This window comes from Alteromonas sp. ABH2_165, assembly GCF_056159945.1.
On the sequence record NZ_JBSWWF010000005.1, the window covers coordinates 54,263 to 76,792 of the forward strand.

The following is a 22,530-nucleotide window of genomic DNA, read 5'->3' on the forward strand; positions in this document are numbered from 1 at the left end:
TTCAGTCCGATAAAAACATCCTAAACAACTGAATTAAAATGAAAATTAAAATTGGCCTCAGCATTGCTATCTAAAGCGAAACACACAGTAAAACCAATAGCCTCACGGCACCATATACATTTTAAAGGATGACATCATGAAGAAACTTGCTGCTATTGCCATTGCCACTGCATTAACTACAACCCCGGCGTTTGCCGATATCGGGGCAGGCAGCTGCGATATCAGCATGCAGGGCGACGTGAGCTGGCAAAAAGGCGTATTAACACTGAACACGCCTGACGATCAAGAAATTGTCATTACCCCAGCCCATCACCTTTCGCTGAATGGTCAAACGGTTTCTCTGAACAACAGCCAGCAACAATATGTCACCAGTTATTATCAGCAAATTGAAATGGCCGTACCGATGACCCTGAACATCACCTACGATGCCTTGGAGTTAGCTGGCGGCGCCATCAATGAGGCATTCGGCGAATTACTGGGAGCAGATAACGGACTTGTTGAAGATCTGGATGAAATGTTTACCGACCTGCGCACCGAAATGAACACTCACTTCTATGACGAAGACGGAGAAATGCGCATTTCCAGTGAAGATTTCGACGATAACGGTTGGGTTTCTGAGCGCTGGGAAGACAAGTACGAAGAAAAAGTGGAAGATATCATCGCTAACTCAACGGGTCGTCTACTCATCGCTGTAGGTAAGGCCATGCTGGCAGGCGACGACGATTTTGAAGAATTCGAACAGCATATGGAAAATTGGGAAGAAGACTTCGAGCAACGGGTTGAAGCCAAGTCTTCTGCCATCGAGGCCCGTGCAGACGAACTGTGTGAAATACTGAAAAAAGCAGACTACGCAGAAAACAAAATGCAGAAGCATATTCCTGGCCTCGAAAGCCTGAACATGCTGACCATCGAACGCGGTGAAGAAATGCTGATGTAGTGGTTATTTTTGGCCAGGCAGCCTGCGAACGATTTAATGCGTTTGTATGCTGCCGATATTTACCATTGCTGGATGCACTGACAATTACTGCGAAATGTCTTGTACAAACGATACCTTATTACCTTCGGGGTCTGAAGCCTCAGCCAACTTAATTACCCCAGGAAATTCAATTATGTCGCCGATAGGTAAGCCGTTTAACTCGCAAAAATGGTGATGCTTATCAGAGAAAACGGCCAGTGCTTTATGAGATTAGGTTGGCTTTTTGTTCATCAAATTCGAAATGCTGCATGATTAAAAAATATACCGTTTTTAATCACCTTACAATGTGTTTAATGTGAGGATCAGCTAACACCACTCAGCACTCTTTTACTGGATTGGCGATCTCCAATGGGCTGTTTGTCAGCACAGTTAGCGCCTCGGCTTCTGAGGTACCGGCATCGTACAGGCTAGCTTGTTTGGTATTGCGAAGCGGCGTTTTCTGTTTCACAGATACTGGTAGTGAAAGCAGAAACAAACACACAAACGCGATCATGCTAGAAATTATCGGGCAAGACGGTTTTAATGTAGTCTCCATTTTCACCATTGAGCGAGTTGAATAATGTCACAGGCATCTGCATCACAAAACGCACCACAGTCCGGCATCACCCTGTGTGGCTGTGGGTGGTTGGGTAAACACTTTGCCCGTTCGGCATCTGCTATGAAAATACTCGGTACAACCCGCTCTGAAAATAACGTCCCTGAACTCAGAGATCTTGGCGTGTCGCCCTTTCTCTTTTCTCTCGGAGATGATCCACTGGAACTGGCGACGCAAAGTGGTAACAACGCCGTGATCCTGAATATTCCGCCTGGCCGCAAGAAAAAGTTGGACGAATCTTTTGTTACCAATATGAAGCAACTCATGAGCAGTCTTTTGAACGCGGGGGCCAATAAGCTTATTTTTATAAGTACCACATCGGTTTTTGGCGATGCCGAGGGAGAACTGGACACGACTGCGGCGGTATCTCCCGTTACCGACTCAGGTAAGGCTCACTGTGAACTGGAGAAGTTTCTGATTGAAATGGAAAGACCCAATATTCATGTACTGCGATTGTCAGGCCTGGTTGGCCCAGACCGGCACCCTGCCAAGTACCTGGCAGGAAAGGAACTGAACAAAGGTGAGCAAGCGATAAACCTGGTACATATTGATGATGTGGTGTGCGCCCTTCACGCCATTTTAGCGTGCGGTTCGAACCAGCCCGGCGCCCTCATGCAACTATGCGCTATTAACCACCCTCGTCGTGACGAGTATTACACCTGGGCGTGTGAAAAACTGGGTTTGGAAGCGCCGGTATTTACTGCAAATGGCAGCAAAGGTACGGGTGGTAAAAAAATTCTGAGTGAGATGTACTGGAACATGCTGGGGCTGAAACCGAAGTTTGCCAGCCCCTACGATATGCTTTAACCAGCCTTAAAAGAAAAGGCTGTGGCCGAAGTATTTCAAGGCAACGGTATTGATGAATACTGCCAGTAGGATAACCGGAATGAACGTACCTACTGAAAAATCCACATACTTCTCGAAGAAGCTACCTTTGTAATTTTCAGCGCCTTCATCCAACGCCTTATTAAAATTCACTTTCTTCCATTTGTAAATCACGAAGATACAAATTAAGAAACCGTTCAACGGCAGAATAGTGTCGTAAAACACATCGTAAATCACATCAAAAAATGACTTACTCTGTCCCGCATAACTCACAAAACTCGACAAGAATGCGTTATAACCAAACGATAACGCCGACAGCACTGCCAGTATCACCATCATGAGGCCAAGAATGAACAGGGCTTTCTTCCGCCCCATGTCCTTCTCGTCCATCAGCGCCGCCACTGGCACTTCAAAAATAGAAACCAGTGATGTAATAGCGGCGAAGAACACCTGCAGGAAGAACACGGCTGCCACGATACTCGCGCCGGTGTAACCGAACGAATCTTGCAGTGCGAGGAAAATTTGCGGCAGGAAGCTGAATATCATGCCGATAGACGATTCGCTCAATTGGCTAGGATCGGTATTCGGGTCGAAAGAGAAAATTGCAGGGAGAATCATCAGACCGGCAATAAAAGCGACCGCCGTGTCGGTAAGTGCCACCAGCTTTGCTGAGCCCGGAACATCGGAACGATTATCAATGTAGCTGCCGTAGGTAATCATGATACCCATACCCAATGACAGCGAGAAGAATGCCTGGGAGAGCGCACCGTTTATCACGCCAGCGTTAATTTTGTCGAAATCTGGGATAAGGTAGAACTCAACACCCTTCATGGCGTTATCTTGAGTTAAAACGAATATCACCAATGCCACCAGCATGGCAAATAGCGTGGGCATGAGTACTTTCGCGGCTTTCTCGATACCGTCTTTCACCCCGCCTTGCAGGATCAGATACACCACCGCCAATACGCCGGCCATGTAAATAAAAATTCTCTCGCTTTTAATAAAGTTACCGAACGTTTCAGGTTCGGCGAGCACCGCTAAATCGCCGGTGACAATCTCGTACAGATAACCAAAAATCCATACCGTAATAACCAAATAAAACACGGCAATCATGAATGGCGTGATAACGGATAACCAACCCGCGAGTTTCCAGCCCGTCGAATTCCCGCTGATGACACGATACGCCCCCAGAGGGTCTTTCTTGGCATGACGCCCAACCGACATTTCTGCCAACATGACAGGTAAGCAGATCGCCACAACAAAAATGGCGTACATCAATAAAAACGCGCCGCCACCGTTTTTAGCAGCGCCAACAGGAAACCCAACCAGGTTACCAATACCGACTGCCGATCCGGCTGCTGCCAGAATAAATCCGATGCGCGATCCGAACTGTTCTCTCGCCCCGCTCATATCATCTTTCCTCTTCACTTATTGTTATAATCGGGTGGTGATGATTTTTTGTGTTGTTTTGTTTACCACACGTGTTACGGCCGTTTTTAATAATTTTATGGCCTCACCTTCCCCACACTGCTTACACTCGCAAGTTTTTGGCAAGTTCGCAAACAGTAACGGCGAATAGTATCAGCGTCCCTGTGTAAAGTCTCGCATCAGTCAGCTGGAATGGCCTGTTTACGCGGGGTGTGGCGAATATTTACGCTACCAGTCGATAGGCTTATGTTGCCAATCTGTAAAGTAGGGAGAGTGAGCGGGCGTGACGTTATCGAGAAACGCCATTAATTGCTCTGCGGTAAATTGAGGGGTAAACAGTTTGCCTTTGGGGACATTGGCTTGGAAAGGTTGAGATAACCCACTATCGACGGTGCCGGGATGATAGCTAACCAGTGCAGTGCCCTTACTACGTCTGGCATATTCCACGGCAGCTGTTTTTAGCATCATGTTTAACGCGGCCTTGGAGGCCCGATAGCCATACCAACCGCCGAGCTGATTGTCCGATATGCTGCCAACCCGTGCACTCAGACAGGTTATCGAGCTATGCTCATCTGCCATGCATCCCACCAGATTTTTCACCCAAAGGGTGGGAATAATGGTATTTACCGCAAAGTAGGCCATGAGTTTGTCGGCAGATAAATCTTCCAGCTTTTTCTCTGGCTGTAAATTTACCCCGTCGACGTCGCCGTGCAATACACCAACGGTGCATACCACTCGTTGAAATTGCACGCCTTGGGATTTCAATTCTTGTAACCACGTACCAACAGCTTTATCGTCACCGGTATCCATCGTGATGGCCCGCACATTTTGTGCAGTCTCAGGGGTGACAGAGGCATGGCGAGCCACTGCGTGTATTGTGTCTTCAGGAAAACGGGAAGCAAGCGCCGCAGTGAGGGCCTGACCAATGGCGCCGCCTGCACCTATTACCATATGAGCCATTGTCATTTCGAATCCTCTGGAAGATGGCAGGAGCCGCTGTCGCAGGTTCGTCGTTTGCCTGTCAGTAGATATGAAATGGTGTAACGATGTTTAGCAAACCAGTTATAGCCCATATCGGCAATGGGTCTAATAATCGGCCAACGCAATGGGGCGTACAACCAGCCTTTGCCAACGGCCTGCCAAACGGCATGGGTTGCATCTAAACCTGTGACAAACTCACCATTGTCTCGTTGTGCATGAATACGATTATTAAGCGCTTGCCAGTCTAATGATGGGTAGCGTTCTGTGAAACCAGGCTGATTGATATCAACCAGCTCAATACGGTTATGGTGGTCTCGTTTCTTCAGGTGCGCCATTTCAGCGCAGCATAATGGACAATAACTATCGTAGAAAATAATCATGCAGTTCCTCCGCTTCCCGGAAACCCAGGGTAGATGAATTACGATTAGTTTAAACGGGCCTGCCTTTGCGGGGGATTAAAAAACCGTAACAATAGGTTGAAGTTGAGAACGATAGTAACCACATTATAGCAATTGAAATCTTACAGGAGCTTAGAATGGCGTCCATTGAAACAGCAACCCTCGGCGGCGGTTGCTTCTGGTGTATTGAATCGGCTTTTAATAGTGTTGACGGTGTGGAAAGTGCCATTTCCGGTTATGCCGGCGGTCACGTCGAAAACCCAAGCTATGAAGCGGTGTGCAAAAAAGATACAGGGCACGCAGAAGTGGTTCGCGTTGAGTTTGATAAAGACAAAATCAGTTACCGAGAAATTCTGGAAATTTTCTTTGCCTTGCATAATCCCACTCAGGTAGACAGACAAGGCAACGATGTGGGACCTCAGTATCGCAGTGCGATTTTCTTCCATTCAGAAGCGCAGAAACTTGAAGCGCTGAAGATCATTACTGAAATCAATGAAGAGCAAATTTGGCCAGATCCAGTTGTTACCGAAGTCACTGAAATTAACAACTACTACCCAGCTGAAGATTACCATCAGAATTATTTTAAGAATAATCCGCAAAATCAATATTGCGCAATGGTGGTGGCGCCCAAGCTGGCGAAATTCAAAAAAACCTTTGCTGAGCGCCTACGCTAATTAATAGTTATGATTTTTGACGTGGTTCATACACGTCGATAAAACCACCGGTTTTCTTACGATTTAATCACCCCCAATTATTGTGTGTAAAATCGTCTGAACCGGTGGTTTTTTGTTTGCACTATTTACACAGTCACAGCGGCGCAACGCGCTTTTTCAAGTACGAAAAAGACATTACAAATCATTCATTCTTCTCGCAGCCAGCGCTATAAAAGGGCTTCAGCGAATTAACGTGCAGTGCGGTATACCCTTTGCAATATTTCTAGTAACTTTCAAGACTGCACGGACCACACGGGTGGCGCAGTCATCATTTATGAACTGGAGAATTTTATGAGCACAAGTAACGTCGCTACATTTACTGCACCGGGTATGAAGAATGAATCTGCTGAGCAGGCTATTGCCGTTTTACAACAGCGCCTGGTAGCCCTACTCGACCTGCAACTGACTCTAAAGCATATCCATTGGAACGTGGTTGGCCCTAACTTCATTGGCGTACACGAAATGCTGGACCCACAAGTAGATGGCGTTCGCGACATGACAGATACCATTGCTGAGCGTATCGCTACCTTGGGTGGTGTGCCAGAAGGTACGCCGCAAGCTATCGTAAGTAAGCGTTCTTGGGATGACTATAAACTGGGTAAAGACCTGGTGATGAATCACTTAGCTGCGCTGGATAAAGTGTACAACGGTGTAAACGCCGATCACCGTGCCGCTATCGAGAAACTTGAAGAACTTGATGCTGTTTCAGAAGATATGGTGACGGGTCAGTTAGCCGACCTGGAACAATATCAGTGGTTTGTCCGTGCTCACCTCGAGTCAGCAAACGGCGACCTTAGCCAGTAACATTCTTCAAGTGAGGTAATATTGAATTACAGTATTACTAAACTGGCAAAAAATGGGCGCCCAGTGAAGGGCGAACAGATTGGATTTTGTTTAAAAGCCATTACCTCGCGGTAATGGCTTTTTTTATTTTATGTAGCAGCAGTTACCTTTAACGGGAAACCTAAACAGTACTGAATTTGACGATTATTCAAACCATTGTGGATTAATTGGCGTGGAGAACAACAATGGCGCCATGGATTCATAATTTTCCCGATTTGATTCACAGCGAATGTTCTTCAGATAATTTTCTTTCCACGGATCATTAATCATCCACAGCGTGTCTGCCAGTACCGCGATTCCTTCAATTGAGGCGTTGTCCATAATCTCCGTAGCCCCACACCCTTCTACACCATTGTCAGCGGGAGCGATAAAACTCAGCGCCACACGCTTCGCGGCTTTGTCTGCAGCCGTAGAAATAACCCATAGTTCATTGTCATTTCTGGCCGCTGCCAACAGGTAGCCTTCTCCAGAATCTGTTGTGTAATACGTCATGCCATTTACAGGGTGATTTCCGCTATCAAATTGAGGCAAGTTTAGCCCGGGGTCTAACACCGAGGCATAATCAGTGGTTTTCCAAAACGCATCAGTGAATGTAAGGGAAAATACCCGTGGCTGGCCATTTGCGTCTTTCTCTAATCCCAAATAAAGCTGGTTATTTGGCCCCATCGCGAGCCCCTCTATACCATCATTAGGGTAATCACCCACACCAAGTTCTATTGCAAATTGGAGTGGTCTGACGCCGGTCATGGTGGTGCCAAATTCATTTTGCTCAAGTCGCACAAGTAGCGAGGGGTAATCTGTAGAGCCTGAATTCTGGTAGCGTTTCTGACAACGGGTCGAAAGCGCGCCTGTTCTCGTGGCATCTTCCGTTACGGTATAAAACACGCCGGGCTGAATGGGGTCAGCAACAAGCGCTTCCAGGTCCGGCTCATCTGCCAAATAGCCGGCAAAGCAACTGCGACGCACCACGGTACCTAAGCGCATCTTTTCTGATTCACTTTCCACCGTTGATGATTCAGGGTTGATAAAATGCAATCGGCGTTGCAATTCCGCATTAGCACTGGCATCAGAAAGTGTGACCAATTTATCTTCGAAAACGGTTAAACCCGAAGTTTGAGGGTCTGTCATCACCTCATCATTACCGCCTTTTATCCAGTTACCCGCAACTTTCAACGATACCGGTTTTTGCTCAGGCTCAATCATCGGCGGTTGCTCGCTGCATGCTGTTAACAGCAATACGGCAACGCCTGTAGCACCTGAAATCTTAGTCATGATGTTTCCTTGGTATTCTGCAGTTTTTCTACGTCAGCAGTGGCGAAATCGCTGAACACATAGTGCGCGTAGTGCATAAGTCGCTGACATTCAACCGGCGCTCACGGCACTTATTGTGCACCATGATATAAAATCCGCGGTTGTGTCAGCAACAATACGAAACACAAGCAATGGTCCAAATGCTACAAGATACGGTAACATACGTTGCTGAAAGTACTTTTACTCTATTCACAGGAGCTTCTTCCCGCTATGTCGTCACTGCCACTGGTGATCGCCGGACCACTTTTACGTCATACTCATCAGAATGGTTTTGTATTGTGGTTAGTTACCCGCGAACGCACCGCGATTAACGTTACGTTGAATGGCGAAGGTACGCCCACTCAATCACACACCATTCAAGCGGGCAAACACGCTTTTGTTACATTACTTGAAGTGAGTGTCGAAGACGGACTTGAAGAAGCAACACGCTACCACTATGGGCTCGAATTCAACAACGATGCGCTTAACGGTGAATGGCGCAACGAGTGTGAAGAACTGCTATTTGCACAACAGCAATCACTGAGTTTTGTCTGGCAATCAACGCTCACCAATGTCCTGCATGGCTCTTGCCGAAAACCCCATCATCATGAAACCGATGCGCTGATTCGGGTTCACGACCTTATTCAATCTGAGTTTGATGGAAATGCACAACGGCCAGACATGCTGTTGCTCACCGGCGATCAGGTTTATAGCGATGATGTAGCCGGGCCCATGCTAATGGCTATTCAGCAAGTTATCGCAGAACTCGGGCTTTTTGGTGAAGCCTTAGAGGGGGCCGTGGTTTCTCACAGTGATGAACTGCCAGATCATGAGTTGAATTTCTATCGTCGTGACGACCTGCTGCCCAAAATTGCCATGAACACCGCGTTGTCGAAACTGTTTTTTGGTGCCAAGAAAAAGCCGGTGTTCACATCGGTAAACGCCAAGAATCACCTCATCACTTTCGCCGAAATTTTTGCCATGTACCTTCTGGTTTGGTCACCGGTAATGTGGCGACGCGCCACCATTCGTAGCAATCAAATTCAGGAAGCCTTTCGCGCTCAGTTTGATCAGGAACAACAAGTTTTAGACGGCTTTATCGAAACACTTCCGCAAATACGCCGCGCTATGGCGCACATACCTGTGTACATGATTTTTGATGACCATGACGTCACAGACGACTGGAATCTTACCCGGGGTTGGGAAGAGGAAGTATATGGACATCCGCTATCTCGACGGATGGTAGGTAATGCGTTAATGGGCTATTGGCTTTGTCAGGGCTGGGGCAACCAGCCGGATAAATTCAGAGCTGTGGCAGAGGAAGCCGGTGAGGTATTTACTGCCAAGGGCATTGAGCAACATGATAGTTTCATCAACACATTGTTCGATTTCAGCGAATGGCACTATACCCTTGAGACATCGCCTCCGGTTTATGTCATGGATACCCGCACCCAACGCTGGCGCTCGGAGTCCAGTTTGAATAAGCCCAGTGGCCTGATGGACTGGGAAATGCTGTGTGAATTTCAGCAAGCACTCATTGGCAAAGAAGCGGTGATTGTGGTGTCGGCAGCGCCCATTTACGGGGTAAAAGCCATAGAGGCGATTCAGAAAGTTTTCACTTTTTTCGGCAAAGCGCTCACCGTAGATGCTGAAAACTGGATGGCGCACAAAGGCACCGCGAATGTCATTTTGAACATTTTTCGCCATTATCGTACGCCGCCTGAATTCATCATCCTTTCCGGCGATGTGCATTATTCATTTGTATACGATGTGCGCCTGCGTTTTCAACGTAACAGCCCGCATATTACCCAATTCACGTGTAGTGGCATTAAGAACGCCTTTCCTGACGGCTTATTAAGCTGGCTGGAACGCATCAACCGCTGGCTTTATGGACACAAGTCGCCACTCAACATCTTTACCCGGCGACGGAATATGTCGGTGCGCTCCCGTCCCCCCGCAGGCTTGCACGGCAAAACACTGCTTAATCAATCTGCGATCGGACAACTTGTTTTACACGAGAACGACACCACTGTAGTGTGCAAAGCATTGTGTAGTAATGGCGATACGGTAGAATTCCCGCCCCGAAAAGAGGATTAGAGGTAAAGCAATGAGTGATTCAGCCCTGTCTATCGGTTTGTTCTATGGCTCCACCACCTGTTATACAGAAATGGCCGCAGAGAAAATCGAAGCACAGTTAAATGAGATTTTTGATGCTCCGGTAGTCAGCGTTTTCAACATCAAAGATACTGCACTCAGTCAGGCTGAAAATTTTGATATTCTCATTTTTGGTATCTCAACCTGGGACTTTGGTGAGTTACAGGAAGATTGGGAGTCCAGTTGGGAAGATGTTTACAAACTGAATTTGCAGGGCAAAACCGTTGCACTTTACGGTTTAGGCGATCAGTACGGCTATGCCGACTGGTTTCAGGATGCCCTGGGCATGCTGCATGAAGCATTATCGGGCTCAGGTTGCAGATTCATTGGATACTGGCCTAATGAAGGCTACGAATTTGCTGAATCTAAAGGGCTTACCGAAGATAAATCACAATTTGTAGGCTTAAGCCTGGACGATGAAAATCAGTATGATTTGTCAGAGCAACGCATCAATCGCTGGTGTCATCAGTTACTTGATGAGCTGGCCAGCGAATGAATGACGCTTTATCGGGTGGGTTAACGGTCTGCCTGCTGCCGTTTTAAGATCATCAGCATTGCCAGTAAACACAGCACAACGGCCAATCCTGCAAAGCCAATACTTACCGGTTTCAGTGCGTATTTTAAATGGATAAGGCCGACCAGGATTACCGGCACAGAAATGGAGATATAGCTAATAATAAAGTAACTGGATATTGTTGCAGCCGCTTTATCGTCTGGCGCTTTCGCACCTATTTCACTTAATCCACTTTTAAACGCCAGGCCGTGCCCGAACCCAGCCACAGTCGTACCGGTTAACAGCAATACCAGTCCGGATGTCCAGAAAGCCCCACAGATGATAGCCGTTCCCACTGACAAGACCGCACAACCAATAACCTGTCGGTACGTCTGTGGGATTTTATCGACCACTGTTTGCCCTACTGCCGACATAATAAACATAAATCCGGTTACACTGCCTACTAGCAAATGGTTAGATAAATGCAGTTCAGTCTGCAGAAAATTAGGGATAATTGCGGAATAAAATCCACACACCATGAAGCCAGCCACTGCCGCAATCGCTGCTGGAGGAAAAACTTTCCGCACCTCCTTTGGATAAGCAGGTTTTCTGGGTGATAAGTCTACATTTTCACTACGCTTCACATTTTCAGGAACACGCAGAAAAAGCAGTCCGCAAATTATCATTAAACCCGAATGTGCAAGATAAGGCATCAGCAAAGGTTGTGGTAAAGCAACGGCTATTGCACCAGCCAATATAGGGCCTAATCCAAGCCCGCCCATGTTTGCAGCCGTAGCAGTAAGTACGCCGGCGCGCTGAAATCCTTTTGGAGCAAGCTCAATCACCGCAGCCGTGGCAGCGCTTGCAAACAATCCTGCGGATAGTCCTGACACAACTCTTGCGATCAGAACCAGCGAGACATCATCAGCCAGACAAAACAACACGTCACTAAGGATGGAGAAAATTATCCCGGCATAAAGTACCGGCTTTCTACCAATTTGATCTGACCATGACCCCGATATCACAAGTGCCGCGATGACCCCTGCGGCATAGACTGCAAATATTGTTGTGATCATCAGCTGAGACAGCTGCATCTGGTCTGTATAAATCGGGTACAGAGGTGTGGGCAGCGTGGTTCCTGCCATAGTGAAAAAGAAAGTTGCGGCGGCAATAACAAATGCCAGCCAGGAATTGTGAGGGGAACTATTACTTTGCGTCATGAAAAAGAGCCTGTTCAAAAGAAGAAGATTTATGGCGATGTAACTGTTTTGGCTACGGTTGAACCGAATGAAGTGTTTTATCTGTGCGGGGAACGCACATACGCTATCGCTAAACTACAGTTTTCTGCGCCAGTAAAGACACACATTTCTTTTCAGATAAGAAAATCGCTATCAGGGGTAAAAGCCGATACCATTGCCGCATCAGCGTGAATTTACGTCCACAAGTGGCCTGATATTTATTTCGACCACCACTTAGCAAATGGGTTATGGCACAAACAGAATCTACTTCCAGACTCCATAGAGAGTTTTATCGCAATGGTCCCTCTCACCGGGATGGGGCCGATGTTAGCTTCAACGATATCCGTAAACTGTTTAATTTTTCCAGTATCACCATTGGGAAATGGGTTACCGCTCAAGAACAGCAACTGGCAGCAAATTTGTTTTTCGATGCACTTTACGATCTGATCGAAATATTACAGATCAACGAACAGGTGATCTCACTCAATGGGTCTTTGTCGCTGGCTTTTGGCAGCGGTGGTCAAAAGCACGCCAGCGCGCACTATAACAGCGCTAAACGCCAACTGGCACTGGCTAAGAATGCCGGCGGAGGCGCGCTGGCCCATGAGTGGTTTCATGCCTTTGATCACTATATTGCATCTCATGTTTTCGATGATCTACCGAGCGGACCATTTGCTTCTAAAGCCTGGCTCGACAACGCCTCAATTCGCCCACATGCCTTGAACAGCAAGCTATGCGAGTGTTTTCAACTTATGTTTCTGAACGATCAAAATTCGCCTAATGATTACCTTTTGCGATCAATAGAGGCTGATCGCGCGTTAAAAATGTATTACTATGCAATGCCACAAGAAATGGCAGCGCGGGCTTTTGAAGCTTGCATTCAGGACAATCCCCTGAAGAATGCATTTCTGGTGCAGGGTACAAAAAAGTCAGCTGAGGCTAGACTTGGGATTTATCCTCATGGTAATTTGAGACAACAGCTTAATGATTCGTTAATGTTGTATTTTTACCAGTTGGGGGTTGCCCTGACCAAAAAATCATCGCAATAACAATATACAGTGATGATTTTGGCTAAAAAGCCATCAACAAGTGTTAGGAATGGTGTCTGTTTATTACAAAACACTACCAGTTTTTGTAACAAACAGTATACTAGGGTGCTCGAACTTAAAGAGAAGAATGATTACGAGATGAAAAGAAAAAAGCATACCAGTGGCGATGACGAGGCTCAGATTGACATGACCCCCATGTTGGACATCGTGTTCATCATGTTGATCTTCTTCATTGTAACCACCTCTTTCGTTAAAGAGAAAGGTCTGGACGTTAACCGTCCTGATGAAAATCAGTCTAACAACAATCAGCCATCAAAATCGCTGTCTATTCGTATTGATGCAAACGGCGTTATTACTATGGGTGGACGTGAAGTTGACGTACGTCGTGTTGTTGCAAACGCGCAAACGTTCCTGGCTGAAAACAACACAGATTCAGCTGCAATTCAAGCAGACAAAGACACCGAGCATGGTCTCGTTGTTGAAGTAATGAACCAGGTCAAAATTGCAGGTATCGATAAAGTATCTGTTCTGGTAAAAGACTCTTAAGTCAGCAATACTTCTTTTCTATTATGAAACGCGGCGCTTGCCGCGTTTTTTGTTTCTAAGCCACATAAACCGAATCCTTTTGTTATTCGCCTGATTAACGTACAATAAATTCTCATTTTTGATTAATTCATCACCAGGCGTCGTTAACTGGTCAGCATGTTCTTCTAACCTGCGGAGTCTTCATGATCAATCTGCGTTTAAAACATCTCGCTATCGGGTTGCTGTTCTGTAGTCCTCTTTCTTACGCTTCTCCTTTGTATTTAAACGAAGCATTTAACTTTAATGCCTATGTCATTGAAGACATGACTGCGGAACATTCTGATGTTGAAGGTCAGCTTGCTGTGGGAGGGAATTTATCCGCTCAGGATTACAGCGTTGGTTTACAGTCAGCAGACAATGGCCAGAATATTCTTACTGTCGGCGGTGACGTGTACCTGCGGGACGCGAGGATTTATAACGGCGATGCTGTTGCCGGTGGCAATATTGACATCGACGCCTCTGTTGGCTTGTACAATGAAGACCAAACCAATAATAGCCACACTTTTTATCAGGATAGCAGTTTTGATTTCTCCACCGTCAGTGCCGACTTGCTCAGCACGTCGTCGCTGTGGGGAGCAATGACAGATACCGCAACAACAGCAATTACCGGCAACGGTACAGATGTGTGGAGCATCAGCTTCAACGGAAATAGCGACTTCAACGTTTTCTCCATTGATGCAGACACGTTATCAGCATCAGATAAAAGTATTTATCTGAATGTTGCTTCCGACAGCCTGAATATTATTAATGTATTTGGTGACACTGTTGATTTGTTTAATACCGGCTTCTTTGGTGCAGATGGTACACAAATCCGTGACAATCAACCGGGTGTGTATCGAAGCAATGGCTTGTTCGCCAATAACGTGTTGTTTAATTTCGTAGACGCCACGTCACTTTCACTCAATGCTATTGCGTTTAAAGGCAGTATTCTGGCACCACTGGCAGACACCGTGTTTTATGACGGTCAGATAGACGGAAATTTCATCGTAAAAAGCCTGAGCTCGCCTGTTGGTGAATTCACCGGGCAAATTAATGACTACCGTTTCGGTGATTTATCTTTCAATGTGGATGAACCAGGCGGCGCTCTGTTTATCGTAATGCTTATGGCATTGGGTATTCGTCAAGCGTTGTTAAAAAAGAAAGTCCTTTAACGCCGGTTTCGAGCCAAACAATGTATCACTGGTAACGCCGCGACGTGGTGCGGCGTACCATCGTAATTCAATACCCGCAAACGTAGCCTGATAAGCCACAGCGTGAGAACGGCTAATGTAACCCGCCACAGACCAGTGACTTGCAAACTGATACTGCCCCTCTACGAAGAGGTCAGCACTTATCCCTTTTTGATTGGAAGGTGATACTTCACCAAATGTCTCGGGGCTTAGAGGAAAACGTGCACCTCCTTCTTCATACACCGAAGACCAACCGATGCTTAACCGACTACGAATTTGCCATTGTTGCGCTTCAGCACTAAGTAACTCTGCACTCGCACCAGCACTAACGAAACGTTGGGGGCTAAAATATCCACCCTGTCCCAATGTAAAATCACTCAGGTCGTGGTCGTATTTTTGCCAGCTGATATAAGGCCCAACACGTAAATAATCGAATTGCTCACTATCAATTTTATCTAAGAGGTCGCGGCTCATATCCATGCGAAGCGAATACGTGCCATTATCTTTCACCCCTTCACCCTCTAACGCAGCAAAGTTAAAACTGGATGACACCGCCCAACGATCATTTAGTGTCAGCACACCGAGTCCTTTCATACCGGTTTGTAGTACTCCGCCCCAGGCGGTCGTAAAGGGATTCTCTCCACGCCAATGCGTGCCGGTTTGACTCAGCATGCTGTCTTTGCGCCGCTGACGATAACCTATGATGGAGAGTTGCCAGGTTGGCTGAAAGTAAGTGCCGCCAAGTGCACCAGTAAAACGGGTAGAAACGGGCTGGTCAAACAGCAAATATCCCAGGTTGGCATAACCAGTCCAATCCTTCGCCTGACGTGTCACATCCACTTCGATGCCCTGGCCCGTTTGTATGGTATCGCCAGTAAAAGTTGTGCCAACAGCGCCACCACCAAAGAATGTACCTTCAGCGCCAGTACCAGAGAAAAGTCGCTCATGACGAACCGATAAATCAATTTTAATGTCGTCAACAACGGTAGACATGCCGGCGTATCCGGCCTGTTCATCCAGGTGTCCAAGGCCACGCAAACCGTTACGATGACGTGTTGTCAGGCCAACGTAAGCTTGCAAATTACTGTCGACAGTCGCTTTGGCTCGCGTGATCCCTTTACGATTGGCTAGATCAAACTGTTTTCTTCCCCACGCCAGCTCACCATGCTGGGAAGCAATAAATTGCGCAACAAAAGGATATCGTGCCGCCAGTGGCTCAAGCGCTTCGGCATTGTAGTTGTACGCATGAATCAATGCGCTTTGTGACTCTTTATCGTCGGGAGCCAGTTTCAGTAAATCACCGAATACCACTCTAGCTTTACTGAACTGTTCATCGTTGGCTAATGACCAACCGTAGAGTTGATTGAGTCCTGGGGTCATCCCGCCCCGTTCGTCAAGCTGTTCGGCAACGGCGATGCTGCCAGTATAATCTGCGTTCTCGTAGCGGGTGACTAACTGTGTTGCCAGCGCACTATTGCACCAATTTTCGACCTCAGGATTATGTGTAGTGGAACATGCCAGCTCCAATGCTTCATCGTTACGATGCAGCTCTGCTAACGACAAAACCCGTCCTAATCGTTCATCAATCACGCTGAACAACATGTTGGCCTTGTCCATAGCGTTATTATCGAAAGCGTCCCAGGCGGCACCACGCAGTAAAGGATGGGTTTGAACAGGGTATGCAGAGAAAAGCTTCTCTAGAGCCACCCGATTATTCTGAGCGATGGCATCAAACACCAGCGCATCAATCGCCGCCCCGATGGCATCATTACGTGCCTTACTGCTATTATCGCTAACTTCACTGAACAGATCCCGAGCACGCTCATAGTGCTGGCGAGCCATATTTATCCAGCCCATCAACAGCAAGGCATCGTCATTACGCTCTGTCAGTGCAAAGCCTTCCGCCCGATCAATGAGGTCGCTGGAAACGGTCTGCCATTGGCTGTCATTCATGTTAGCCAATTGCCCCATCAGCAAAGACATTTCATCAGGCTTATTCTGCGAGGCCGATGCTTCAGACAATGGCGGCGCTATTGGCTTAGCTGACGCAGGTGGACGATTTAGCGCTTCCAAAGCTTCAGAAAGTGCTTCATCGGGTGTCCATTGGGGATATTTCTGTTTAAGACGTTGAAATTCTGCGTTGGCTAAATCAGTTTGTTCATGCCTGATGTGGTACCACACACCGGTAAGATCAGGGGCAGACGATGTGAGCAATGCGGGTGCTGTTAACGCAAAAGGCGTTGGCGCGGCAAGCGCAACGGCGATGGCAAAAGAAAGACTAATCTTAGCCTTCATCAAAGCCTCCGTCTTTCAACGCAACCAGACTTAGCATCACCAAACTGGCGGAGTAGTAATCCAGTTTATCGTTAATGGCAAAGCTGTTGTTGCCGTCGATGTTATTTTGTGGCTGCTGGTACAAGGCCGCCGTGGCTTTATTAACGGCAATCATGCCGGCGGTCATGCCATATTCAGCAGTTTCACCCGTCGCCAAATTTCGGGTAGCCGGGGCAGCACCATTGTTCCAATAAGATAGAAAAGGTTGAGCGACAGATTTATCAACACTCTGCCAGGCTAATTGCAGTGGAATACGACAGGCATTGAAGCCAAACTCAGCATTCACCACATTTTCAATTGAAATTCCGTTGGAGGTAACACGAAGCCAATCGGGAGTTAGTGACCACTGTGCATTTGCCTGGGTTATCAGACTAATACCGGACACTGCGAGATCATCCCAACTCTCATCGCCAGTGGCATCAGCAGCCGCATGCAGAGCAGGAAAGATCCAATAAGATAAGTTGATCTGCACATCTCCATTGGGATAAGTGAATCCCTGCTCGCCAGGCAACAGCAGTACATAATCATTTTTGGCAACCACAACTGCGCTTCGCATAGCAGCGAGAATCGCCAATGCTGACTGACGATAGTGTTCTTCCTGCCATTTGTCCGCGGCCCGTAGTAATGACCAGGCGATAAGCAGATCACCATCGGAGGCATTGTTGGGATCGTCCACACAAGTGCGGTCTGCTGCGGCGCAAGGTACATAGCGCCAACTAAACAGTTTATCAGCTCGCTGTAAGGTATCTGCTGTCCACTTCCATATTTCGTCGAAATACGCTTTATCTCCGGCAGTCACCGCGAACAACATGCCGTACCCCTGTCCTTCACTGTGCGACACGTTTTCATTACCAGTATCAACAATGCGGCCATTGTCATAAAAAGCCGAGTTGAAATGTTTCCAGGCAACCGAAAAATTATCTTTTCTTACCGGAGCACAACCGTTAGTCATCACTATCATCACCAGTGCAACAATCGCTTTGCGAAACATTACCAATTTTCCTGAATCTTCTTATTCCGACGACGCAACAGCAGCAAGGCTAACGCTGCACAAACGATAACCACAATGACCAGTGCCATCAGCCAAATCCACGGATGATTCGACAGCCACATCCGCGTTTGCAGCCAGGAATCCTCAAATTCCCCCACCACGTAAACATCCGCTACCTGCATAACCAGCTCTGGCTGCTCGCTGTTGTCCCAAGCAACAAGGTCACCTGCCAATTGCCCCCAGATAGCCGGAGAAGTTAAGTCCTGCATTCTGTCGGCTAACAGTTCGGCATTTTCAGCAGCCATCATGAATACCGTACCGGTTCGTTGCCCCTGAGGATTTTTCTGCGCCACCAGCACGCCCATATTTCCCAGAGTACTTTGTTGCACAGTTGCGCCGTGCATAATAAAACCGGGTTTGCGTTCTTCTGAGGCATCCCGCAGTCGGTTGTGTAGCAAGTTCTGTAAGCGGTACGGCCATTGTTTGGTGTTCGCCAGATTTGCAGAGAATGGTTCAGCGTAACCGTCCGGAACGGTTTGCGGTGTCATTAGCACGAAGGCCGTGTCGGTGGTTGTTTCTGGCACACCGCTAACGATATGTAAATCAGGAATGAGCGTATTCACCGTTTGCGCCAATTTACCGCTAAGCGTTAACGCCGCACCGCGCATAGCCTCTTCGGTAATGTAAATATCGGCGCTTTGACCAGAAACAGTTGCCATGGGATAAGCCGCATCGGCAAATAAGGTGAGATCAGGCTGACGGGCAACATGTCCGGCTTTAGGCAACGCTATGCGACTGCTAGGCAGCAACTGAAAGTGCAGGTGACGACCAACCACATCGTCACACACCACATCAGTGATAGGCGCGCGCATGGCTACATCGAACTCAATGGCGTTGGTACCGCCCTTCAGGTGTCTTGCCGGCACGTTTAACTGATACTGGCTAAATGACTCACCGTAAGGATTGGTCAGCGGCAAACCATGCACCAACTCGCCATTAATCAGCACATTCATCATCGACCCCTGACCAAACGCGGCACCATAGGCGAAATTCAATAGCAGCGTGACCGAGGCATTTTCAGGCACATAGAAATCGGCGGGCAAGGAGAACTGAATGCGTTTGGTTGTCGATGTTTCCCCGCGGTATTCCGCACCACCGTCTCCCATATCGGCCAGCGAATAGCTCTCGCCGGGTGTCAAGGTATCGGCTTTCAGCAGGGCATCATCACTGCTCGCCCGCACGTCATCAATCACCACTGAAGCATCCTGGTTAAGACCATCGTCCATCAGGGCCAATGCTTTTGCTGCCAGCATAACCTGATCACCGTTGGTCCCTGACACAATTAACCGGTGGGATGCCGGCACGCGTATTTCATCGTCAATTTCGACAGCAGGCGTGGTTTCAACCCCCAAATATGCCCCACTGACCTTGTTATACGTCTGCTCAGAAAGGTTTTCCCGGAGCGATGATACCGTTCCCACCAGTACGTGAAGCTTGCCGGTGTCTTGCTCTGACAGATAATGGCTACTGCGCGCTAATTCGGCGAGCTCTTCTTCAGACCAAGGGACTGATGGCGCTGGAATTCCAGAGACATCACTTAAAATATCGTGCTTAATGGCTAATTGCTGATAGTCGGCACGAAGTGCCAGCGCCTGTGCAACCACGGGCAATGCATCGGATAAAATGCCCTGCTCGACATTGCTTGAGGTATAAAGTGTTACAGATTGCTGACGACCAATGCCGGCATTAAACAAGTCGCTGATATCACCAACAACAGTAGGGCCACTTCCAGGCTGCGTAGTCATAGAAATCACCGAACGGAATAAATCAATTTCGCTCCATAATTCCGGGGCAGCATTGTCGACACATTGATTGGCATAGTGCTGAGCAACCACGAAGGTTAGCGTGTTATAACCCTCTCGCCAAAGTTCAGCGGGAATATCGACCTGCGGACGAAAATTCGGCAATTGAGGGTCTAAGGCCTGTTGAAATATGGTGGCGTTATTGAAACGAATAGCCATTACCGAACGCTGCTTGAGCAAGGCGATTGAGTTCACTGCACGCATATCCAGCGTGGCTTTTTCTACTACTAAGCCACCAGCCAACGGAACAGAAAGGTCAAACTCTGCCATCGCGCCCTCCAGCCGCAATGTGCTGTCACCGGCATAAAGTTCAGATAATCTGACCGTATGGGTTTGTTGCGCCTGAACCTGAAAAACTGAAGCGATAAAAACCAGTAAAAAGAAAAATCGCTGTGCCATTAAGTGCCTTCCTTCGCTGTTCGCAATTTCCGCCACAAACGGCGGCTTTGCAGATAAAAATGTTGAATTGCAGGGCTGATACTTACGCTGACTACATGCTTCACACCAAACCAATAAGAAATGGGTCTTGTTCGACGCCGCTGAAAACTTTGCCAACGGCGGCTATCGCCTAATACAAAGCGGATAACATTCCCGATGTGCTGCGTGTCACGGTTGAATTGAATGCGTACTTGCTGCCGTTGAGGTGATACTTCTAATATACTGGCGGGCAAAAGAACAGGCTCAATATCGCCTTCTCGTTGCGTGCGCAACAACACCTGATTCTGCAATGCACTCAAATCACCAGCAATTTGTGCTCTCGCACCGCCCAAAGACAAATCCATGAGATGGCCGGGCCACGCCTTGCCAGCAGTATCGACCAAACTGACCTCGTCGTTGGCAGGAAGCCTGGCCTGCTCACGAACCTGTTTGCGTTCAACCAACACGCCTAAAACGCTAATCAACAGGATAAAGTTGAAACAATTCCAGGCCAAAACTACGGCTGTAAGCTCCCGGGTTAGCGGCTCGTATATCATCTTAAGTATGCCCGCCGCCATTGCAACGGTCACCAGAATTAATAATGAATAGAAAACCCCAGACAACGGCGAAATAAAGGTACGAGTCAAATTCTCCCCTTTGGGCGTAACGACAAACGACGGCGCCCTAGGATTTCTAAACACTCTCATGAGCGCTCTTAAGGTAAAAATACACTGCAAAATTTCATAAAGTTCAGATACCAAGGGCCATCGGGTTTTACCGAACAACATGGTCGACAGCATGTAGGTGGCCATAACGTGAGGGACGGTGTATGCAAAAATATCTGCCATGGACGCGTGATACACCTGAAGGTCAAACACCAAGTAAGCCAGTGGCATGAGCAAAAAGATGATCCGCGCGAAGGGAAACAACCAGAACAAAATGGAACTCATGTAACCGATTCGCTGATGCCAACTCAACTGACGTTCCATGAAGGGCTTTTTGAGTAGCAGAATTTGTGTCATTCCCTGCGCCCAACGCATACGCTGGGTGACAAAAGCATCGAAGGTTTCTGGTGCTAATCCACTCACCATAGGCCGATCAACGTAAACAGACTCATATCCTAAAGCGTGCAGATCGAACGCAGTTTCAGCATCTTCGGTGATGGAGTCACCCGACAAACCACCGACTTCCATTAAGTGCGCGCGACGAAGCACCGCTGCAGAACCACAGAAAAACGACGAAGACCAAAAATCCAGGCCACGTTGAATCGTGCCGTAAAACATATCGTTTTCTGATGGCATGCGGCTAAAGGCGGAAAAGTAATTACGCTCAACAGGGTCGGGATTTGCCATGAAGTGTGGCGTTTGTACCAGAAAGACTTTCTCGTTTTCCACCAGCCAGGGCACGGTGTGATCCAGAAAATCTCTTGTCGGCACATGGTCTGCATCAAGAATCACTACCAATTCGCCGTTGGTTTCGAGCAAGGTGTCGTTGATGTTGCCCGCTTTTGCATGGTGGTTCAGTTTGCGGGTGTGATAGTGCACGCCAAGCCGCTCGCATAGGGCACTTAACTCAGCCTTGCGGGCTTTCGCGGCAGCAGACCCCTGCGCATCTGATTGCGTTATCTTCTGTTCGGTGCTGCCATCGTCGAGCAGATGTATGGCCAACTTACTTTCCGGGTAGTCAAGCATCAGCGCGGCCCGAAGGGTGATCTCAAGCAGGTGTGCACCTTCATTATAGGTTGGAATAAGTACATCCACAGTGGGTAACGCACTATCAGGCAAGTCGCGAATGGTTTTCAGAGGCCGACTCAAAGGCAAAGCGTTGACCATGCATCCCATAATATGGGTAATACCTGCGTAAATCTCTGCCAGAAACAGCAACCAAACTGCTATCAGAGAAAATAAATCCACCGCAGTAAGTGTATAAAGTCCGCGCCACATCAGGTATCGAACTGTGAGCGCTAATCCCAGAAACATAGCCACCATACGAAACCATTGTTGGTAGCGGTGATAGGCTTTTGATTCCTGCGAGCAGAGATGAACGATGATCAGGATCACCATAGACGCCAGCAATTGTGAGCCGGAGTCCATCGGAATCAATAATAAAAAGGTGAGTAAGGATAATCCGGCAACAAATAGTAGGCTGAGCCCCCAGGAACGGACACCGCTTTCTCTAACTTGAGACAA

The 22,530-nt window shown here is 47.7% G+C and carries 19 protein-coding genes; 9 read left to right on the forward strand and 10 right to left on the reverse strand.

The annotated features are described in order from the left end of the window. Positions 1–136: 136 nt before the first annotated feature. Positions 137–937: a DUF2884 family protein gene (locus ACXAFQ_RS10960; protein ID WP_070127640.1), complete on the forward strand. Its 801-nt coding sequence runs from the start codon at positions 137–139 to the stop codon at positions 935–937. A gap of 355 nt (positions 938–1,292) precedes the next feature. On the opposite strand, the gene ACXAFQ_RS10965 is transcribed toward ACXAFQ_RS10960, so the two are convergent. Then, entirely contained in the window at positions 1,293–1,424 is a 132-nt protein-coding gene (locus ACXAFQ_RS10965) for a hypothetical protein (protein WP_474821592.1), read from the reverse strand. A gap of 111 nt (positions 1,425–1,535) precedes the next feature. Between ACXAFQ_RS10965 and ACXAFQ_RS10970 the strand changes: the two genes are divergently transcribed. Beyond that, the gene (locus ACXAFQ_RS10970) at positions 1,536–2,378 is read left to right on the forward strand and encodes an NAD-dependent epimerase/dehydratase family protein (protein ID WP_474821595.1); all 843 of its coding nucleotides are present in this window, start codon (positions 1,536–1,538) and stop codon (positions 2,376–2,378) included. Between the two features lie 6 nt (positions 2,379–2,384). On the opposite strand, the gene ACXAFQ_RS10975 is transcribed toward ACXAFQ_RS10970, so the two are convergent. The 3 genes from ACXAFQ_RS10975 to ACXAFQ_RS10985 all read right to left on the reverse strand — a co-directional run bounded on the left by ACXAFQ_RS10975 (position 2,385) and on the right by ACXAFQ_RS10985 (position 5,185). Then, positions 2,385–3,806 (reverse strand): sodium-dependent transporter, encoded by a 1,422-nt coding sequence (locus ACXAFQ_RS10975; protein ID WP_474821599.1) that lies wholly within the window; start codon positions 3,804–3,806, stop codon positions 2,385–2,387. Positions 3,807–4,052: 246 nt separating this feature from the next. Further along, positions 4,053–4,790 (reverse strand): SDR family NAD(P)-dependent oxidoreductase, encoded by a 738-nt coding sequence (locus ACXAFQ_RS10980; RefSeq protein WP_474821603.1) that lies wholly within the window; start codon positions 4,788–4,790, stop codon positions 4,053–4,055. Beyond that, positions 4,787–5,185 carry a thiol-disulfide oxidoreductase DCC family protein gene (locus tag ACXAFQ_RS10985; protein ID WP_474821607.1) on the reverse strand — a complete coding sequence of 133 codons (399 nt, stop codon included), beginning with the start codon at positions 5,183–5,185 and terminating at the stop codon, positions 4,787–4,789. Before ACXAFQ_RS10985 ends, ACXAFQ_RS10980 begins: the two co-directional genes overlap by 4 nt. A gap of 155 nt (positions 5,186–5,340) precedes the next feature. Here ACXAFQ_RS10985 and msrA point away from each other — a divergent pair, with 155 nt between their 5' ends. Together msrA and dps are read left to right on the forward strand one after the other, a co-directional pair. Further along, positions 5,341–5,877: a peptide-methionine (S)-S-oxide reductase MsrA gene (gene msrA / locus ACXAFQ_RS10990; RefSeq protein WP_474821610.1), complete on the forward strand. Its 537-nt coding sequence runs from the start codon at positions 5,341–5,343 to the stop codon at positions 5,875–5,877. Between the two features lie 330 nt (positions 5,878–6,207). Continuing rightward, entirely contained in the window at positions 6,208–6,720 is a 513-nt protein-coding gene (gene dps / locus ACXAFQ_RS10995; protein ID WP_474821613.1) for a DNA starvation/stationary phase protection protein Dps, read from the forward strand. 183 nt (positions 6,721–6,903) lie between these two features. Here dps and ACXAFQ_RS11000 read toward each other — a convergent pair whose 3' ends face one another. Continuing rightward, positions 6,904–8,031 (reverse strand): hypothetical protein, encoded by a 1,128-nt coding sequence (locus ACXAFQ_RS11000; RefSeq protein ID WP_474821617.1) that lies wholly within the window; start codon positions 8,029–8,031, stop codon positions 6,904–6,906. A gap of 249 nt (positions 8,032–8,280) precedes the next feature. On the opposite strand from ACXAFQ_RS11000, the gene ACXAFQ_RS11005 reads away from it, so the two are divergent. Together ACXAFQ_RS11005 and fldB are read left to right on the forward strand one after the other, a co-directional pair. Continuing rightward, complete coding sequence (locus ACXAFQ_RS11005; RefSeq protein WP_474821621.1) at positions 8,281–10,146, forward strand: metallophosphoesterase family protein; 1,866 nt, start codon at positions 8,281–8,283, stop codon at positions 10,144–10,146. A 10-nt stretch (positions 10,147–10,156) separates the two neighbouring features. Further along, complete coding sequence (gene fldB / locus ACXAFQ_RS11010) at positions 10,157–10,699, forward strand: flavodoxin FldB (protein ID WP_474821623.1); 543 nt, start codon at positions 10,157–10,159, stop codon at positions 10,697–10,699. Positions 10,700–10,719: 20 nt separating this feature from the next. On the opposite strand, the gene ACXAFQ_RS11015 is transcribed toward fldB, so the two are convergent. Beyond that, positions 10,720–11,916 (reverse strand): MFS transporter, encoded by a 1,197-nt coding sequence (locus ACXAFQ_RS11015; protein ID WP_474821625.1) that lies wholly within the window; start codon positions 11,914–11,916, stop codon positions 10,720–10,722. Between the two features lie 266 nt (positions 11,917–12,182). Between ACXAFQ_RS11015 and ACXAFQ_RS11020 the strand changes: the two genes are divergently transcribed. The 3 genes from ACXAFQ_RS11020 (at position 12,183) to ACXAFQ_RS11030 (ending at position 14,719) form a co-directional block, all read left to right on the forward strand. Then, on the forward strand, positions 12,183–12,983 hold the full coding sequence (locus tag ACXAFQ_RS11020; protein WP_474821627.1) for a CLCA_X family protein: 801 nt from the start codon (positions 12,183–12,185) through the stop codon (positions 12,981–12,983). 138 nt (positions 12,984–13,121) lie between these two features. Then, a complete protein-coding gene (locus ACXAFQ_RS11025; protein ID WP_474821631.1) occupies positions 13,122–13,529 on the forward strand; it encodes an ExbD/TolR family protein in 408 nt (135 codons plus the stop codon). A gap of 182 nt (positions 13,530–13,711) precedes the next feature. Further along, on the forward strand, positions 13,712–14,719 hold the full coding sequence (locus tag ACXAFQ_RS11030; protein ID WP_474821634.1) for a choice-of-anchor A family protein: 1,008 nt from the start codon (positions 13,712–13,714) through the stop codon (positions 14,717–14,719). Here ACXAFQ_RS11030 and ACXAFQ_RS11035 read toward each other — a convergent pair. From ACXAFQ_RS11035 to bcsA, 4 genes are read right to left on the reverse strand one after another with little or no spacing between them, the layout of a single operon-like run. Then, positions 14,699–17,032 (reverse strand): cellulose synthase subunit BcsC-related outer membrane protein, encoded by a 2,334-nt coding sequence (locus tag ACXAFQ_RS11035; RefSeq protein ID WP_474821636.1) that lies wholly within the window; start codon positions 17,030–17,032, stop codon positions 14,699–14,701. The genes ACXAFQ_RS11030 and ACXAFQ_RS11035 overlap by 21 nt on opposite strands. Further along, the gene (locus ACXAFQ_RS11040; protein ID WP_474821638.1) at positions 17,022–18,062 is read right to left on the reverse strand and encodes a family 8 glycosyl hydrolase; all 1,041 of its coding nucleotides are present in this window, start codon (positions 18,060–18,062) and stop codon (positions 17,022–17,024) included. Before ACXAFQ_RS11040 ends, ACXAFQ_RS11035 begins: the two co-directional genes overlap by 11 nt. Then, on the reverse strand, positions 18,062–20,323 hold the full coding sequence (locus ACXAFQ_RS11045; protein ID WP_474821640.1) for a cellulose biosynthesis cyclic di-GMP-binding regulatory protein BcsB: 2,262 nt from the start codon (positions 20,321–20,323) through the stop codon (positions 18,062–18,064). Before ACXAFQ_RS11045 ends, ACXAFQ_RS11040 begins: the two co-directional genes overlap by 1 nt. Continuing rightward, positions 20,323–22,530, reverse strand: a complete 2,208-nt coding sequence (gene bcsA / locus ACXAFQ_RS11050) for a UDP-forming cellulose synthase catalytic subunit (RefSeq protein ID WP_474821644.1) — start codon at positions 22,528–22,530, stop codon at positions 20,323–20,325. The genes ACXAFQ_RS11045 and bcsA overlap by 1 nt, the downstream gene beginning before the upstream one ends.